A 15,439-nucleotide genomic window follows, 5' to 3' on the forward strand; every position below is an offset into this window, starting at 1 on the left:
TTTACCGCAACACCATCAGCGTTCCGCGCAAAACCGGTTTTTTGGGCTCGTACCGAATCAGGTACGTATACATACCCGGTGGTACGGGCTCGCCTTTCAGCGTCCCGTCGAACGGATGAGCATAACCGTCTTTGGAATGGTAAATCACTTCGCCCCAGCGATTGAAAACCGTCACCTCCGCTTCCGGAAACGCTTCAATACTGCGTAGTTCCCAGACGTCATTCTGCCCGTCGCCATTGGGTGAAAAGGCGGTAGGGATCCAGATTCGCTCGTAAACCGTCACCACCACCGACGCATCAGCCTGGCAGCCGGTCGCGTTTTCGACGCTCAGGGTATACACCATATCGTCTTCAATGCCTTCCACGCGGGCCCCGGCTTCGGTCGGGTCGGCCAGGTAAGTGGGCGGACTCCAGGCAAATTTCACCGGATCACCCGTCATTTCTGCGTTCAGCGTCAACGACTTCCCGGGCGAAGTAATAATTTCTTCGGGAAACAGCAGGGTCGGAATCGGTGCCACCACCGCCGTTTGCTGGGCCACCGCCCCCGGACATTCCGGCGCAAAATTGACGGTATACGTCAACACATGATTGCCGATCCCGGCGGCTTTGGCATCGTACTGCGCACCGTTCACGCCCGGCCCGGCAAATGTCCCGCCCGCGGGTGAGCCGGTTAACTGAAAAACCGGCCCATCGGGTCCGCACACGGACGGAACTGCATCCAGTTTAACATCGACGCCGGGAATCTGGACCACGACAAAAGGGGCCGAAACCGCCTTGCAACCGTTCGCAGCCGTCACCTCCACTACGTAACTTCCGGCGGTCTGAACCGAAAAGGCAGGTTCCGAAACCGTGGCGACGGCTTGCCCATCGCGGCTCCACGCAAAACTAACCCCACCAGCCCCCTCCAGCGAAAGCGAACCACCGGGGCATAATTTGTTCTGCGCCGACTGAATGGCGGCCATTACCGGAGCCGCGCGAGTGAGCGCCACGTCCGCTGTCTGGTATGAACACCCGTACTGCGGCTGGGTCAGAACGGCGCGGTATTGCCCCGGTTGAGTAGCCTGGTAGAGGTTGGCGTTGCCGGTCAGGGCTTTTTCGTTATGGTACCACTGGTAACTGATCCCGTTGCCGGCCAGAACCGTTAAGGTAACCGACCCATCGGTGGCGCATAACTGACCAGCAGACGTAATGTCGGAGGTGAGATCCACCACATTGACCTGCACATTCTGCGATCCGCTGGCTTTGCCGCAGAGCGTCTTCAGCGAGACAAAGACAGAATACTGACCGGGTTCATGCACGGTCAGTTTCGTACCGGTGGCGTCGGGCAGGTTAATGCCGTCTTTTCGCCACTGGTAATTCCAGTCCTTGTTCAAGGTCGTTTGCAATTCCAGCGATTTACCCTTACAAATGGTAAACTCTGTGCCCACGGGCAGGCTGGTGGCCCAGATGGGCGGATCTGGCGTTGCCAGCGGAGGACAATCGATCACCAGAAATTGAAAATCCCGCCGAACCTCCCCGATTTTGACGCCCGCCCGAAACTCTTCTACTTTCACCGCAAAAACGTACAAACCCAGTTGGTTCGGCGTCACCGAAAGCTGACCACTTTGGGGATCAATCGACAGCGACGGGCTGCCGGGAATGGCGTTGTTCGCTCCGAACCCGCTCAGCCATTGCACGTCCGGATACGGTCCCGGGGTGGTTTCCATGTTCCGTCCGGTACCGCTCCGGTTGAGGGGCGTCACCATCGAATACCGCAGTTCGTCGCCGTCGGGATCGGCTCCGCCATAGGGAAACGTAAAAGCCTCATTGATACAGAGATACTCTCCATTGACCGACGTAAACCGGGGCGACGAATTGGTAAAGTTCTGGCCGTTTTTCTGCAGGGCCGGAAACTCCAGGTAAAACGTAAAACCGGTTTGCACCGGGTTGTTGATGTTGTTGATGCCGTCGTTGCGGTTTTGGGTCTGGTACGCCATGTAGTAGCCTCCGACATCGTTGTAGAGATACGGATCAAGCTGGATGTCGGCGCTGAAGGTGGCCACGATCATCCGCTGGTTTTTCGAGGTAGCACAGGCTTCGTTGGTAAAAACGACGCGCTGCCGCTGGCCGGTTTCGGAAACCGTAAACACCAGCATCCGGACGTTGTCGCGTTTGCGGAAAATTCCGACCGGGCCCCCAAAGGTCTGGGCCGCGCGGTAGTTGTCTTCGAGGTAGTTCGTGACGAGGATTTCAAAATGGCCCGGAAGGTCGCCTATAGCGCGCATTTCAATTTGTCCGCCGACTTGGTGTGTGGCCAGAGCCGGAAAGGCAAAGCCCAGCATAATCAGCCAAAGCAGTGCTCGGTTAACAAACGGTTGCATGGGTCAGACAGTAGAATTTGGCTATAGAAACAGTCGGGTTAATGCGTAATCAAATCATTTTAAAGTTACTATTTTTTCAATACTGCAAATCAAAAAATACACTGAGCATCAATAGTGTATCCAATAAGTTAATCTATCTTCCACTCCGGTTACGTGAAAACGCTGCGGCCCGTTGCGTGTGTTCCTAAATATTATTATAGGATACCACCGCTATAAACGTTGACGAGGGCTTCATTGCCCGAATGCGCATACCCCAGTCTCCCCGCACGATCAGCCGGGGCGGTTGGGCAAGGCCGCGAACGGCCAGCATCAGGCTGCAAACAACCACGGGCATCTTTTTTCTTTCCATATCGATCGTTCTGATCTCCGGTACCCGAACAGGAACGAAAGGTCGTCAGAGCGCCGATCTACCCGTATGTACCTCCAGCGATCAAGCCAAGCGACTAAATAGACGGATCAGCCAGCGGCCTTACCCTTTTCGAAGCAGAAACCACGAAAAATTATATTAAGCCTTTTCCAAACCGGATCTTGCTTACCAGAGCGCTTAGCCAGCGGGCGGTTTTTCCCTTCGCACGACCTTACTTCAGTAAATTTAAAATTTTAAGAACAATAATTGTAACTTTTTCAATAACACGGTATTTTATTTTGAAAGTCTTCTTTGAATATTTTAAATTCGATTTTCACACCTGCTAAATACATCATTTGGCAATTTTTCAATACTAAAAATAATAATTTTGCATTTACCCCTTTTTATCAATTAAACTATAGGTCTATCCGATCAACTTTTTAGCTATATAGCAGCCAAAATAGTAGAATAATACAACCTTAGTTAACTTCATCAATTTCTATTCCGTCATGAAGCGCATTGAACTGATGCGCGTTGCGGCTTGCCCGGTTGGCTCAGGGCGGGCAAAACCGACATTGGAAAGGTCGCGGATTTCGATAACGGTTGGGCGCGGCAGGGCGGTTTTGTTTTCAGTCAGGACACAATTTTACCATCGAATGCATCCGACGGGACCATTCAAAAGAGCTATAAAAAATCGGGAGTAAAAATTTCTTTCGGGTCATGAAAGCCGTTGCAAAAGGAACGCCGACGAACAGGACTGGCAAATGACCCTCGTGCCCATCGTAAAGTAACGTTTATTAACATGTAAAATCGGAAATGCCTCGCTTCCTTAGCGGGGCTTTTTTTATGGCTTTGCGCTCTGGGGCGTTTTGGCTGCAAATGTCCCTAAAATTGGTTAAGCTTGTTCTTTCGAATCCCAACCCGTATGAAACCCCTGCTCCTCCTGGCATCGCCTTCCTGCTCAGCCCGTTCGGGTGGGCGCAACAAGGTACCCTCGAACAGAGAATGACCAGGAGAGTGGCGCGGGCTGCCGGGTCCCCGTAGCAAACGACAGAAGCCATGATAACGCCCGAAAAAACCGGAAGAAGAGAATTTGTCGGTACGCTCACGAAGGCGTCCCTTTTGGTAACGGTTCCCGGTCTCCAGCCGCAGAAAAACCGCCCGCCCGTCGCTCAGCCGGTGACGGTCGGCCAGGTGATGGACCTGATTCTCAAAACCATTCCGAATGCACCTTTTCCCAAAACCGTCGATACGCTCAAATCCGGGACCGCCGATCAAAAGGTGACCGGTATTGTGTCGACCATGTTTGCCACGATGGAGGTGATTGAAAAAGCAGCCCAACTGGGGGCCAATTTCATCATCGTCCACGAGCCAACTTTTTACAACCACGCCGACGAAACCGACTGGCTGAAAAACGACGAGGTGTTTCGGAAGAAATTTGCCCTGCTCGAAAAACACGGGATTGCAGTCTGGCGGTTTCACGACTACTGGCATTCCCACCGACCCGACGGCATTCGAATGGGCGTGGTGACGGCGCTCGGCTGGGAGAAATTCATGGATGAGAAAAACCCGCGGATCCTTACGCTCCCCGCACCAAGCTCCCTGAAACAAATCGTTTCCCACGCGAAGGAAAAGCTGGGAATTGCCACGATGCGGATTGTGGGCGATCCGGCCCAACCGTGCCGGCGAATCCTGCTCATGCCGGGCGCGTCGGGCGGCCGCAGCCACATTCAGGGCATCCAGGAGGAAAAACCGGACCTGATTCTCTGCGGGGAAATCAGCGAGTGGGAAACGGCCGAATACGTCCGCGACGCCCGTCAGCAAGGACAACCCCTTTCGCTCGGGATTCTGGGGCACATCATGAGCGAAGCGCCGGGTATGCAGTGGCTGGTTCCCTGGCTGCAACCCAAAGTACCCGGCCTGAAAATCACGTACATCGACTCCAAAAACCCATTTACGTACCTGTAAAGGCGGTTTTACCGCTTAGATGAAACTCTGGTCGAAATCCTCGATCACGGTTAGATCCGCAACCTCGAACCACGCTTCAGCATCGTTGTCCAGTCGGCAAAGGGCCTGGGTTTCGTCTTCGCTCATGCTCGAAACCGTCATCGGGTGACCGTGGTTGACGGTTTCGTCCTTGTGTTTTACTGTATCGCCGTAGTGCATGGGGTATGCGGTTTTAAGGACTATGGGTAAAAGCCGGAACGAAGCGGTTTTGTTTAAATGGTCTTCCGGTGATTACCTACTGCTTTACCTTGCGAAATGCGAAATAGGTGAAGACGATTTTTTGATGGGTTTTGGATGAGTCAGGAAAGCCAAAAACCGGAAATCCAGGCTGGTTTCAACCGGCGAATCCCGCAACAGCAGCCCGGCAGAAATGAGCGGAGGCAACGGAATTCCGTTGCGATTTCTGCCTCCGAAATTTGGGTTGTCCCTTCCAAATAAACGGGATCCCGGCGAATAAGCCTGTTTTTTTGTTACTTTAGCGCATCCCTAAACCGCTCTTCCAATGCGCCTTTTGTTTCTTTCCGCCTGCCTATGGTCCCTCCTGCCGTTTGCCGGGCTTGCTCAACCCAAACCCGACCGGCCGGATCTGCGCCAGGGGGCGTATTTCAGTGAACCCGATGGCGCAAAAGCCCTGCTACAGTGCGGAGCGTTGTATACCGATAAGGCTTCGTGGGAAAAACGGGCGGCCCTGATTCGGCAGGGCATTCGCGACGGACTGAAACTGCCCGCCAAACCCGCTTTTGCCCCCCTGAAACCAATTCGGCACAGCCTGCGAAAACTGGACGGCTATACGGTTGAAAACGTGGCTTTCGAAAGCTTACCCGGTTTTTACGTCACTGGCAACTTGTATACCCCCACCGGTCTTTCCGGGAAAACCGCTGCGGTTTTGTGTCCGCACGGCCATATGGCTTCGATGGATGCCCGGCTGAAGGAGTACACCCAGCAACGCTGCATCACGCTGGCCAAAATGGGCGCGGTTGTTTTTGTCTACGACATGCTTGGTTACGGCGACTCGAAACAGTGCGACCACAAACTCCCCGAAGCCGCTAAACTCCAGACGCTCAACAGCATCCGCGCGCTTGATTTCCTGACCGGCCTGCCCCAGGTCGATCCGCAGCGGGTGGCGGTTACGGGCGAGTCCGGGGGAGGAACGCAAACCTTTTTGCTGACGGCGCTGGATTCACGCGTGAAAGTTTCGGTACCGGTCGTGATGGTGTCGGCGCACTTTTTCGGCGGATGTGTCTGTGAAAGCGGTATGCCCATCCACAAACGGCCGGCCCACGAAACGAATAATGTCGAGATTGCGGCCCTGGCGGCTCCGCGCCCGATGATCATGATTTCGGACGGGGGCGACTGGACCAAAAACACCCCGAATGTGGAATACCCGCATGTTCAGCGGATTTACGGTTTTTATGGTGCTCAGGACAAACTGGAAGCCGTTCACCTGGCTAACGAAAAACATGATTATGGCCCTTCCAAACGGGATGCGGCTTACCGGTTTCTGGCCAAACACCTGAAACTGAACCTCAATCGGGTCCTGAAAAACGGCCAGATCGACGAAAGTTCCAACGTGGTTCTGCCCCCCGCCGACCTGCAGGTTTTTACGGAAGCCCATCCGCGACCCACCAATGCGGTCGTGGGCGACGATGCCGTCATGGCGTTGCTGAAGTAGATCCGTCAACCATAGGCGTAGCACCTGCTCCACCGGCTGATTCATCGGGTTAACGAGACAGCAAGACGTTAATTACTAATCAATTACAATCTATTTACTACATTAAAACTCTACTTTTGTGAAGAAAATCTGCACCCTGCTACTCCTTGGTTTTTCAGTATTTTCCGGTTTTGCGTTCGGGCAATCCATCGACGCCAGGTTAAAAGAACAGGGAATTGAACTCGCTCCGCCCACGCCTTCCTTAGCCAATTACGTGAAAGCCGTCCGCACTGGGAATCTGATCTTTTTATCCGGCCATGTCTCGAACCGCGCCGACGGAACCGGGATTAAAGGGAAGGTTGGCAAGGATCTGTCGCCGGAACAGGGATACGAAGCCGCAAAATTGTGCGCCATCGGTCTTCTCTCGTCGCTGAAGGCCGAGATTGGCAATCTGAACAAGGTGAAACGCGTCGTCAAGGTGCTGGGCATGGTCAATTCCGCGCCCGATTTTATCGACCATCCCAAAGTGGTCAACGGCTGTTCCGACCTGCTGGTAAAGATTTTCGGGGATAAAGGAAAACACGCCCGGTCGGCGGTGGGGGTTGCCGCCTTACCCTCCGATTATGCCGTCGAAGTGGAGATGATTGTGGAAATCGAGTAGGTCGGTCTTTCTCGTAAAGCTCAAAACCGGTTGGAATGGTCACTCCAACCGGTTTTTGTTTCATAATGCGACAAGAATATACCACTCAATCAAAATAGATCACTATTGATCATATTTGATCATTTTCTTCCTTATTTTTGTGCCCGAATCAAACAGCCTTTCCGGGCAACGCGTATGAAAAAAATGATTCTGGTGGCCGGTCCTTACCGATCCGGCACCAACGACGATCCGGTCAAAATTGCGCAAAATGTACAGGATATGACCGATACAGCGCTTGCCTTGCTGAAAAAAGGCTACCTGCCCATGCTGGGCGAATGGGTTGCTTTACCGCTCCTTGAAGCCGCCGGTTCCCGGGAGATTGGCGATGCGGTTTTCAATCAGCTTTTCCACCCGATTGCTATCGATTTGCTGGCCCATTGTGATGCGGTTCTGCGCATTGGCGGTCCTTCGCCGGGTGCCGATGAAATGGTTACCCAGGCCCGGCAGTTCGGAAAAACCGTATTCACCTCACTTGAAACGGTTCACTTTGAGGAAACAGCAGTTACGCCGGTCTCCTGATCCGGTTTCGACAAGGTTCGGGTCAACCGGGGTATGGCTTCTTTTAGTAGCTTTGTCCGGTTAATCGAGCCCGTCTATGAAACGCTTATTCTACCTGTTCGCTTTCTGGTTTCCGATTTTGAGCGGGGCCAGCGCTGCCCCCGGCGACAAACATATTGCCGTTGAAACCCAGCGGACGGCGCTGGTGATTCGGATCAGTCAGGAGGGTGATCCGACCATCGTTTACCTCGGAAGGCGGCTGCAAAGTCCGGCCGACTACGAACTGTTGCCCGATAATAGCAAGCGCGGGGAAGATTATACCAAACTTTACAATTCTGCCTATACGCCCGCCGGTGGCCGCAATCTGCTGGAACCCGCCCTTCAGATCGCCCATGCCGATGGCAATCCGTCGTCCGATTTGAAGTATGTTCGGCACCAAACCCAGAACGGCGCCGATGGGGTCGTGCTGACGACGGTTTTTCTGAAGGACCCACAATACCCGTTTGAGGTCAGCCTTTTTTACAAAGCGTACCAGCAAGAGGATGTCATTGAACAATGGTCGAGCATTCGGCATACCGAGAAAAAAAATGTCCGGTTGCAGAAATACGCATCGGCCAACCTCTACATTCCGGCGCAGCGGTATTATCTGACTCATTTTCATGGCGACTGGGCGAAGGAAATGAATCCGGAAGAAATCCAATTATCCGCCGGTTTGAAGGTGCTCGACACCAAGCTCGGAACCCGAGCCGACCTGTTCCAGCCTCCCTCCTTCCTTCTGTCGCTCAACCAACCCGCCCAGGAAGAAACCGGTGAGGTGCTGGCCGGAACACTGGCCTGGTCGGGAAATTATAAGATCGAGTTTGAGGTCGATCCGCTGCGAAATCTGCGGCTGATTGCCGGGATTAATCCGTATGCTTCGGAATACACGCTGGCCCCCGGCAAGGAGTTTGTCACGCCCGCTTTTCTGTATACCTATTCCTCTAACGGCAAAGGCCAGGCCAGCCGGAACCTCCACCGCTGGGCCCGTAAACACCGCATTCCGCAGGGCGAAGGAAACCGGTTAACACTGTTAAACAACTGGGAGGCCACGTACTTTGACTTTAATGAGGAGAAATTGACGACGTTGTTCAAAGACGGTAAAAAGCTGGGGGTCGATCTGTTTCTGCTCGACGACGGCTGGTTTGCGAACAAATACCCCCGCAACAACGATCATACGGGCCTCGGCGACTGGCAGGAAAACAAACAGAAATTGCCGCACGGTTTAGGCTATCTGGTGAAGGAGGCCGAAAGCGCAGGCATCAAGTTCGGTATCTGGCTGGAACCGGAAATGGTTAGCCCGAAAAGCGAGCTGTACGAGAAACACCCCGACTGGGTTATCAAATTACCCAACCGTTCCGAGTATTATTTCCGGAATCAACTCGTCCTGGATTTGTCCAATCCGAACGTTCAGGATTTTGTCTACGGGGTCGTCGACGGTATTCTAACCAAGAACCCGACGCTCGGTTACATCAAGTGGGATTGCAACGCCGTTATTTACAACGCATTTTCGGCCACCAATCCAAACCCGTCGCACCTGTTTGTCGAGTATGTGCAGGGACTGTATAAAGTGCTGGACCGGTTGCGGGCTAAATACCCGACCTTGCCGCTGATGCTCTGTTCGGGCGGGGGTGGCCGGGTCGACTACGGTGCACTGAAATACTTTACCGAGTTCTGGCCCAGCGACAATACCGATGGCCTGGAACGGATTTTCATCCAATGGAATTACTCGTACTTCTTCCCGGCTATTGCTACCTGCAACCACATTACCGACTGGGGCAAGCAACCGATCAAATTCCGGACGGACGTGGCCATGATGGGCAAGATGGGGTACGATATTGTGGTGAGTAAACTGGACGAAGAAGAACTACAATTCAGTCAGGAAGCCCTTAAAACGTACAGCCGGGTGAAAGATGTAATCTGGCAGGGCGATCTGTTTCGGCTCGTTTCACCCCAAACCAACGATCTGGCGTCGCTGGTCTATGTCAGCGAAAAGCAGGATAAGGCAATCTGGTTCAACTATCTGGTCGGAAACCGCTACCGCGAAGGCAGCCAGGCTCCAATCCAACTGAAGGGCCTGAATCCGGCGAAAAAATACCGCATCCAGGAACTGAATATTTATCCGGGCAATAACTCGCCCATCAACCGAAACCAGACGGTGTATTCAGGAGACTACCTGATGACGGTCGGTTTTAATCCACAGGTCGATGCCCGCCGGACCAGCGTGGTGTTGGAAATTACGGAAAGCAACTAAGCCACTTCGTACGGGTTTGACGGCTTTTCCCGAAAACTCCCGACAGAATCGGGAGTTTTTTGCTGCTGAACATACGCAACCATCCGGCCTATCCACCACAGCGGAACAGACGGAACTAAACCGTTCATCGAATTCGGCTTCCGATCATCATATATTTTACATACATATACAGAATTAATAAAATCATTTTACATACATTTAATGAGTAAATTAAAAAACCATTGCAAATAACCGGATGAAAGGAACCAATCTGGGCGAATTTGAAGAACTAGTGCTACTGACCATTGCAGCCCTCGTGAGCGACGCCTACAGTGTAGCGATTTGCGACGAACTAACCAACTATACCGGACGGGCCGCCAAGCTCGGCGTGGTTCATGCGGTTTTGAACCGGCTGGAAGAGAAAGGGTTGGTAAAAAGCCGGATGGGCGAAGCCACCAACGCCCGGGGTGGCAAACGGAAACGGTATTATGAAGTCACGCAGGCCGGGAAAGTGGCCCTGACCCGCGCCCGTGAGGTCCGGGAAGCGCTCTGGCGCACCATTCCCGGTTTTAATCTGGAAGGGTCCGTATGAAAACCGCTCCCCAAAAACCGCCCCAGCCACCTCGCTGGGCCCGGAATCTACTCCGCTGGTATTGCCGCCCCGATCTGCTCGAAGACCTGGAAGGCGACCTGCATGAGTATTTCGAACGCAACCTGAAAACCAAAGGCCTTGGGCGAGCCCGTTGGATTTACATCCTCGACGCGCTCAAATTTTTCAGGCCCTATACCGTCCGCAAACCCAAATTCCTCAACCTTCTCATCCATTGGCTTATGATCGGCAGCTACGTCAAAACGTCCCGGCGCAGTCTGGTACGCAACAAACTGTTCTCGTCCATCAATATTATTGGGCTGGCCGTCAGCATGTCCGTCGGTCTGCTCGTGATCGCGTTCCTGACCGATCTGTTTTCCTACGATCAATTTCATGAAAAAAAGCCGCGCATCTACCGCCTGCTAACCCACCATGAGTCGGCCGACAAACGCGTTATGGATTTTGCGTCTACCTCGCTGAAAGCCGGTTTTAAGCTCCGGGAAACGATTCCGGGCGTTGAAGACGTGACCCTGCTCCGCCGGGGATTTTACAGCGATGCGAAAGTGAGCGACGAAACCATCCTCCCGCTCGAAGCTACCTGGGCGGATCCGTCCTTTTTGAAGGTGTTTACGTTTCCGTTGCTCAAAGGCAATCCGGCGACCGCGCTGAAAGAACCGTATTCGCTGGTTCTCACCGAAAAAACCGCCCGTAAGTTATTCGGCGAAGCGGAAGCAATGGGTCAAACCGTCCGGTTCGATACGCTGAACTACACCGTCACCGGCGTTCTCAAGGACATTCCCAAGTTATCGCACATCCGGTTTGAGGCCCTCGTTTCTCTGTCGTCGATGCTCGGGCAAAAGGCCGATTCCGACGGGGGGATCATGGACTGGAACAATATTTATCAAAACTATGTGTATTTCACGCTTCCCGAAAACGCCAACCTCCAAACCATCCAGACGGGCCTTGATAAGTTGAGTATTGCCGAAAACCGGCAACTCGACCGCCAGAAAATCACCCTCTCGCTCCAGCCAATGGACGACATTGTTTTAGGAAGAAGGCTGTCGAACGAAATTGGTATCCATATTCCCCAACTGGTGGTCTGGATTCTGATTGGCCTGGCGACCGTTGTCATGGTGTCGGCCTGTTTCAATTATACCAACCTTTCGATTGCCCGTTCCATGCGCCGGTCGCGCGAGGTCGGAATCCGGAAAATTGTTGGCGCCCTGAAGAACCACGTCCTGGGTCAGTTTCTAGCCGAATCGGTCATTATTTCGATTATGGCCCTGGTCTTTTCGTTTCTGCTGTTTCTGCTTCTCCGCAGCCAGTTTCTGGCCCTGGCCCCCCAGGTGGCCGACATGGCCTCCCTTGAATTGTCGCCCCTGCTGATTCTTTATTTCCTGCTGCTGGCCGTTGTGGTCGGCTTTGTGGCCGGTTTTCTACCCGCCTTGTTTTTCTCCCGGATTCAGGCCATTCAGGTACTGAAAAATGCTTCTACCCTGAAGGTATTCCGGCACGTCAGCCTGCGTAAAACCCTGATTGTCATCCAGTACACATTTTCGTTGATGTTTATCACGGCGACCCTGATTGGTCACAAACAATACCGGGGATTTCTCTCGTATGACCTGGGTTTTAGCACCGAAAACATCCTGAACATCCGGATGCAGGGAAACAAAAGTACGCTGTTGAAAAAGGAGCTGTCCGAAATTCCGGCGGTCAGCCAGCTTGCGACCTCCCGGATGGTTCCCAGCCTGGGCAGCCTGTACGGCAATTCGCTGAAATACACGGATAAGAATACGCCGGATTCGGCGATGGTATGGCTCAATTTTGTCGATGAGCACTATTTACCCCTCCACCACTATCAATTACTGGCCGGCAGCAATTTCAAAAACCGCCCGACCGACGGGAATGAAACGGAGGTGATCGTGAACCAACAGGTGTTGAAACGCTTCCGAATGGCTGACCGTCACCCGATCGAAGCGATCGGTAAACAGGTGATTATGGACAACAAGCCGCTGACCATTGTGGGCGTTTTAAAAGATTTTCACTACGGAACGATGGAGCAAAAAATTGAGCCGACGGTTTTCCGTTATTCGGCCGACGAACCGGGCGGTTATCTGAACGTAGGAATCAAATCGGATGATTATCCGGCGGCTTTGGCCAGCATTGAAAGTGCCTGGCGGAAAATCGACAAAGTGCATCCGCTGAACGCCGTATTCTACGACGACCAGCTAGAAGCGGCTTACAGGCAATTTGAGGTCATGGTGAAAGTGATCGGTTTCATTACCTTCCTCGCCATCTGCATTGCGTCGATGGGTTTGTTCGGCATGGTAGTTTTTACGACCGAAACCCGGCTCAAGGAAATCAGCATCCGCAAAGTGATGGGCGCTTCCGAAAGCGGGCTGATCTTCCAGTTAAGCAAAGGCTTTTTGCTGCTCCTTCTCATCGCTACGTTGATTGCCCTGCCGATTACGTATCTATTCTTCGACCGGGTGATTCTGACCAAATTTGAATACCACCAGCCGATCGGGGTGAGTGAACTGGTGATGAGTGTGCTGGTGGTCATGACGCTGGCGTTCCTGCTGATCGGTTCGCAGACGCTGAAAGCCGCGAGGAGCAACCCGGCGAAGGTGTTGAAAAGTGAGTGAAGTTGTTACACAGAGTTGATCAGAGGTTATCAGGGTTTATCAGAGGAGTCCCCGGTAAGCTCTGATAAACTCTGTGTAATAACCCTTATTTCTTATACGTACACTTCGAATTGTCCGGCACGCGGTAATAGGATTTGTAATTCAGGGCGCTCTTCACCATGCAGCCTTTCAGGTTGAGCAGTTCGATGTTGCGGAAATCAATCGCGTGACTCTCGCTTTGCAGAGCAATGTACCCTTCTTTCAAGGGCGTGTTGTCCAGCTTCAGCCAGTAATCCGGGTTGCCGACGTGGCCGGACGCGAAATCATTTTGTTTGCTGATATAACCGCCACCAATTTTCGGTTTTTCATAGGTCAATACCGTATCCCCTTCAATGATGTGGTGAATGATCGAGTCGCCCAGTACGACCGCCGTTACGCTCACCCACTGATCGCCGTCGTAGGTTTTGGATTGCGAGTCGATGCAGTGGGCGTCCACCACCTTGCCGTTCATCTCCACGATGGTGCCGGGTGTGCAGAGGTTGGCGGTGTGCCGGACGCCCTTGCCCAAACCACCCAGCGTCTGAATTTCCAGCGAGATCGGAAAATCCTGGTCCTTGGTCAGGCTCTGTGCCGACTGCGAATGAATCATCACCCCGCTATTCCGCACATTCCACGACGCCCCGCCCGGCACCTGATCGCCCTGAAACCGGTAGTCGAACTTCAGGATGTAATACGAAAACGGTTCCTTGTAGTAAATATGACCGTATTTATTGTCGAACGTCTGGTACTGGTCGTACATGATCCGCAGCATGCCGTTTTCCGCCCGGAACGTGTTTTTATAGTTGTCGTTCAGGTCGTTACCAGCAATCTTGATATCCCACCCGCTCAGGTCCCTGCCATTAAACAAGTTGATCCATTCTTCTTTTTTCGGATTGTTCTTCTGGGCGAAAACCGGGTGGAAGAGTAGAAAAGAAAGCAGAAGAAACAGGTTGTTTCGCGGACGGTTCCGCCCGGCGGTTAAGCAGAGAAAACAAGAGCGAAGCGAAGTTTCTCTGATACCCTCTGATATCCTCTGATAAACCCTGTGTAACATAGTTGATAGATCTAGACGTGGTACGTTGACTGCCGGCATAAGAATAAACCGCCCCGCGTCTACTCACGCGTCCGATGAAGGAGTTTGGCAGGCCCCAGTTCTTCCACAGCTGGAACTCCGGTTTGGTACGAACGGTGGTATGTATTCTCCACCAGCGTCGGATACGGTTTGAAGGTGATCCAGCGCAACGGCCATTTCCGCAGCCAGAACGCCCCCTCCAGCAAACCGCAGAACCAGCCCGGTGGCCGCTGGTAACCGAACGCTTCCCGCAGTTTGTCGTTGATCAGCGCGGCAAAAACCGGCTTTACGGCAAACCGCAGCGGTTTCGGCAGCCAGCCTTCCACAATCCGAACGGTGGCGTCGGCCAGTCGGCGGTTCACCTCGTCGTACCGAAAATGCGCGGCTTCATAGGCGTCCGTAAAGCTGCGCAATTCGGCCAGACTCTGCGGAATGTCGGTCAGGTTCATGCGCTGGCCCACTTCCCGGAAAAACAGAAAAAAAGCCCGTTCTTCCGCCGGACTGAGTTTTCGCCAGCCGTAGCGGTTAATCCAGTTGATCGGATAAAAAATAAACGTAGACAGTACAATCAGAAAGTCATCGTTTCGAATCTGGTAAAAACCGTGAATCCGGTTCATCTGCGTGATGGCCCGCAACCCGGTTTCGGTATTCAAACCGTACTGCATGAACCAGGCAATCAGAATGGCCGTATCGTCGTAGCGTTTCTGCCCGTGCCGTTCAAACTCGCCGGTGCGGACCAGCAGGGCCGAAGTGCGGGGGTTAGCATAGGTATGAAACAGCGCCAGTTCGAGCGCCCGGGTGACGTCGAACGGAAATTCGTAGCCCACCAGCAGCTGCACCATGCGCTGATAATCACGCTCGGGATCAAGCTGTTGCAACTCGCCCCGAACCGCCGGGTTGCGAAACAGACCCGCTATTTTGGAATAAACCTTCGGCGTCATATCGGTCATTAATAGACTTGTCCAAATGAGAATACCCTCCAATTCTTACAAGTAAATGAAGTATCATTTAGCTACTTTTTTGAGCTCACCTACCCTCTTTTGTTTTTGTAGTTACCGTTTCGAACCGCCCCAAAGCTACGTAGCCATACCGAACACCCCTAATCGTTTCTCCGCAATACCGCCCATTTTTACCGTACGTTAAGCTAACGCGCTGGTCCCACGTCTTACGCAACTGGCGGGCAGTAAATCTTTGAAAGATCCTACTTTTCTATCATTCCGATGCATTTTTTTTGGAATAGACGACAAAAATTTGTATTATAGCCAGATTTGAACAGTAAATCATT

12 protein-coding genes are annotated in these 15,439 nt (G+C 52.8%); 7 read left to right on the forward strand and 5 right to left on the reverse strand.

Annotated elements, in window-relative coordinates:
* Position 1 precedes the first annotated feature (1 nt).
* Both ACFPMF_RS04235 and ACFPMF_RS04240 read right to left on the reverse strand, forming a co-directional pair.
* Positions 2 to 2,359, reverse strand: a complete 2,358-nt coding sequence (locus tag ACFPMF_RS04235; protein ID WP_379841437.1) for a gliding motility-associated C-terminal domain-containing protein — start codon at positions 2,357 to 2,359, stop codon at positions 2 to 4.
* Between the two features lie 184 nt (positions 2,360 to 2,543).
* Complete coding sequence (locus ACFPMF_RS04240; protein ID WP_379841439.1) at positions 2,544 to 2,708, reverse strand: hypothetical protein; 165 nt, start codon at positions 2,706 to 2,708, stop codon at positions 2,544 to 2,546.
* 1,056 nt (positions 2,709 to 3,764) lie between these two features.
* Between ACFPMF_RS04240 and ACFPMF_RS04245 the strand changes: the two genes are divergently transcribed.
* The gene (locus tag ACFPMF_RS04245) at positions 3,765 to 4,673 is read left to right on the forward strand and encodes a Nif3-like dinuclear metal center hexameric protein (protein ID WP_379841441.1); all 909 of its coding nucleotides are present in this window, start codon (positions 3,765 to 3,767) and stop codon (positions 4,671 to 4,673) included.
* 15 nt (positions 4,674 to 4,688) lie between these two features.
* On the opposite strand, the gene ACFPMF_RS04250 is transcribed toward ACFPMF_RS04245, so the two are convergent.
* A complete protein-coding gene (locus ACFPMF_RS04250; RefSeq protein WP_379841443.1) occupies positions 4,689 to 4,871 on the reverse strand; it encodes a hypothetical protein in 183 nt (60 codons plus the stop codon).
* 343 nt (positions 4,872 to 5,214) lie between these two features.
* On the opposite strand from ACFPMF_RS04250, the gene ACFPMF_RS04255 reads away from it, so the two are divergent.
* The 6 genes from ACFPMF_RS04255 (at position 5,215) to ACFPMF_RS04280 (ending at position 13,064) form a co-directional block, all read left to right on the forward strand.
* Positions 5,215 to 6,384, forward strand: a complete 1,170-nt coding sequence (locus ACFPMF_RS04255; RefSeq protein WP_379841445.1) for an alpha/beta hydrolase family protein — start codon at positions 5,215 to 5,217, stop codon at positions 6,382 to 6,384.
* Between the two features lie 118 nt (positions 6,385 to 6,502).
* On the forward strand, positions 6,503 to 7,024 hold the full coding sequence (locus tag ACFPMF_RS04260) for a RidA family protein (RefSeq protein WP_379841447.1): 522 nt from the start codon (positions 6,503 to 6,505) through the stop codon (positions 7,022 to 7,024).
* Positions 7,025 to 7,198: 174 nt separating this feature from the next.
* Entirely contained in the window at positions 7,199 to 7,582 is a 384-nt protein-coding gene (locus ACFPMF_RS04265; RefSeq protein ID WP_379841449.1) for a DUF4406 domain-containing protein, read from the forward strand.
* Between the two features lie 76 nt (positions 7,583 to 7,658).
* On the forward strand, positions 7,659 to 9,851 hold the full coding sequence (locus ACFPMF_RS04270; RefSeq protein ID WP_379841451.1) for an alpha-galactosidase: 2,193 nt from the start codon (positions 7,659 to 7,661) through the stop codon (positions 9,849 to 9,851).
* A 235-nt stretch (positions 9,852 to 10,086) separates the two neighbouring features.
* A complete protein-coding gene (locus ACFPMF_RS04275) occupies positions 10,087 to 10,422 on the forward strand; it encodes a PadR family transcriptional regulator (RefSeq protein ID WP_379841453.1) in 336 nt (111 codons plus the stop codon).
* Positions 10,419 to 13,064 (forward strand): ABC transporter permease, encoded by a 2,646-nt coding sequence (locus tag ACFPMF_RS04280; RefSeq protein WP_379841455.1) that lies wholly within the window; start codon positions 10,419 to 10,421, stop codon positions 13,062 to 13,064. The genes ACFPMF_RS04275 and ACFPMF_RS04280 overlap by 4 nt, the downstream gene beginning before the upstream one ends.
* Positions 13,065 to 13,149: 85 nt before the next feature.
* On the opposite strand, the gene ACFPMF_RS04285 is transcribed toward ACFPMF_RS04280, so the two are convergent.
* Both ACFPMF_RS04285 and ACFPMF_RS04290 read right to left on the reverse strand, forming a co-directional pair.
* Positions 13,150 to 14,031: a 3-keto-disaccharide hydrolase gene (locus tag ACFPMF_RS04285; protein WP_379842743.1), complete on the reverse strand. Its 882-nt coding sequence runs from the start codon at positions 14,029 to 14,031 to the stop codon at positions 13,150 to 13,152.
* Between the two features lie 164 nt (positions 14,032 to 14,195).
* Positions 14,196 to 15,095 (reverse strand): oxygenase MpaB family protein, encoded by a 900-nt coding sequence (locus tag ACFPMF_RS04290; protein WP_379841457.1) that lies wholly within the window; start codon positions 15,093 to 15,095, stop codon positions 14,196 to 14,198.
* Positions 15,096 to 15,439 lie beyond the last annotated feature (344 nt).

Origin of the sequence: Larkinella bovis (genome assembly GCF_042655385.1) — a bacterium.
Lineage (GTDB): Bacteria > Bacteroidota > Bacteroidia > Cytophagales > Spirosomataceae > Larkinella > Larkinella bovis.

Bases quoted from the DNA above. Each gene is read 5' to 3' on its own strand.
- ACFPMF_RS04235 (WP_379841437.1), bottom strand. From the start codon at position 2,359: ATGCAACCGTTTGTTAACCGAGCACTGCTTTGGCTGATTATGCTGGGC.
- ACFPMF_RS04240 (WP_379841439.1), bottom strand. From the start codon at position 2,708: ATGGAAAGAAAAAAGATGCCCGTGGTTGTTTGCAGCCTGATGCTGGCC.
- ACFPMF_RS04245 (WP_379841441.1), top strand. From the start codon at position 3,765: ATGATAACGCCCGAAAAAACCGGAAGAAGAGAATTTGTCGGTACGCTC.
- ACFPMF_RS04250 (WP_379841443.1), bottom strand. From the start codon at position 4,871: ATGCACTACGGCGATACAGTAAAACACAAGGACGAAACCGTCAACCAC.
- ACFPMF_RS04255 (WP_379841445.1), top strand. From the start codon at position 5,215: ATGCGCCTTTTGTTTCTTTCCGCCTGCCTATGGTCCCTCCTGCCGTTT.
- ACFPMF_RS04265 (WP_379841449.1), top strand. From the start codon at position 7,199: ATGAAAAAAATGATTCTGGTGGCCGGTCCTTACCGATCCGGCACCAAC.
- ACFPMF_RS04270 (WP_379841451.1), top strand. From the start codon at position 7,659: ATGAAACGCTTATTCTACCTGTTCGCTTTCTGGTTTCCGATTTTGAGC.
- ACFPMF_RS04275 (WP_379841453.1), top strand. From the start codon at position 10,087: ATGAAAGGAACCAATCTGGGCGAATTTGAAGAACTAGTGCTACTGACC.
- ACFPMF_RS04280 (WP_379841455.1), top strand. From the start codon at position 10,419: ATGAAAACCGCTCCCCAAAAACCGCCCCAGCCACCTCGCTGGGCCCGG.
- ACFPMF_RS04290 (WP_379841457.1), bottom strand. From the start codon at position 15,095: ATGACGCCGAAGGTTTATTCCAAAATAGCGGGTCTGTTTCGCAACCCG.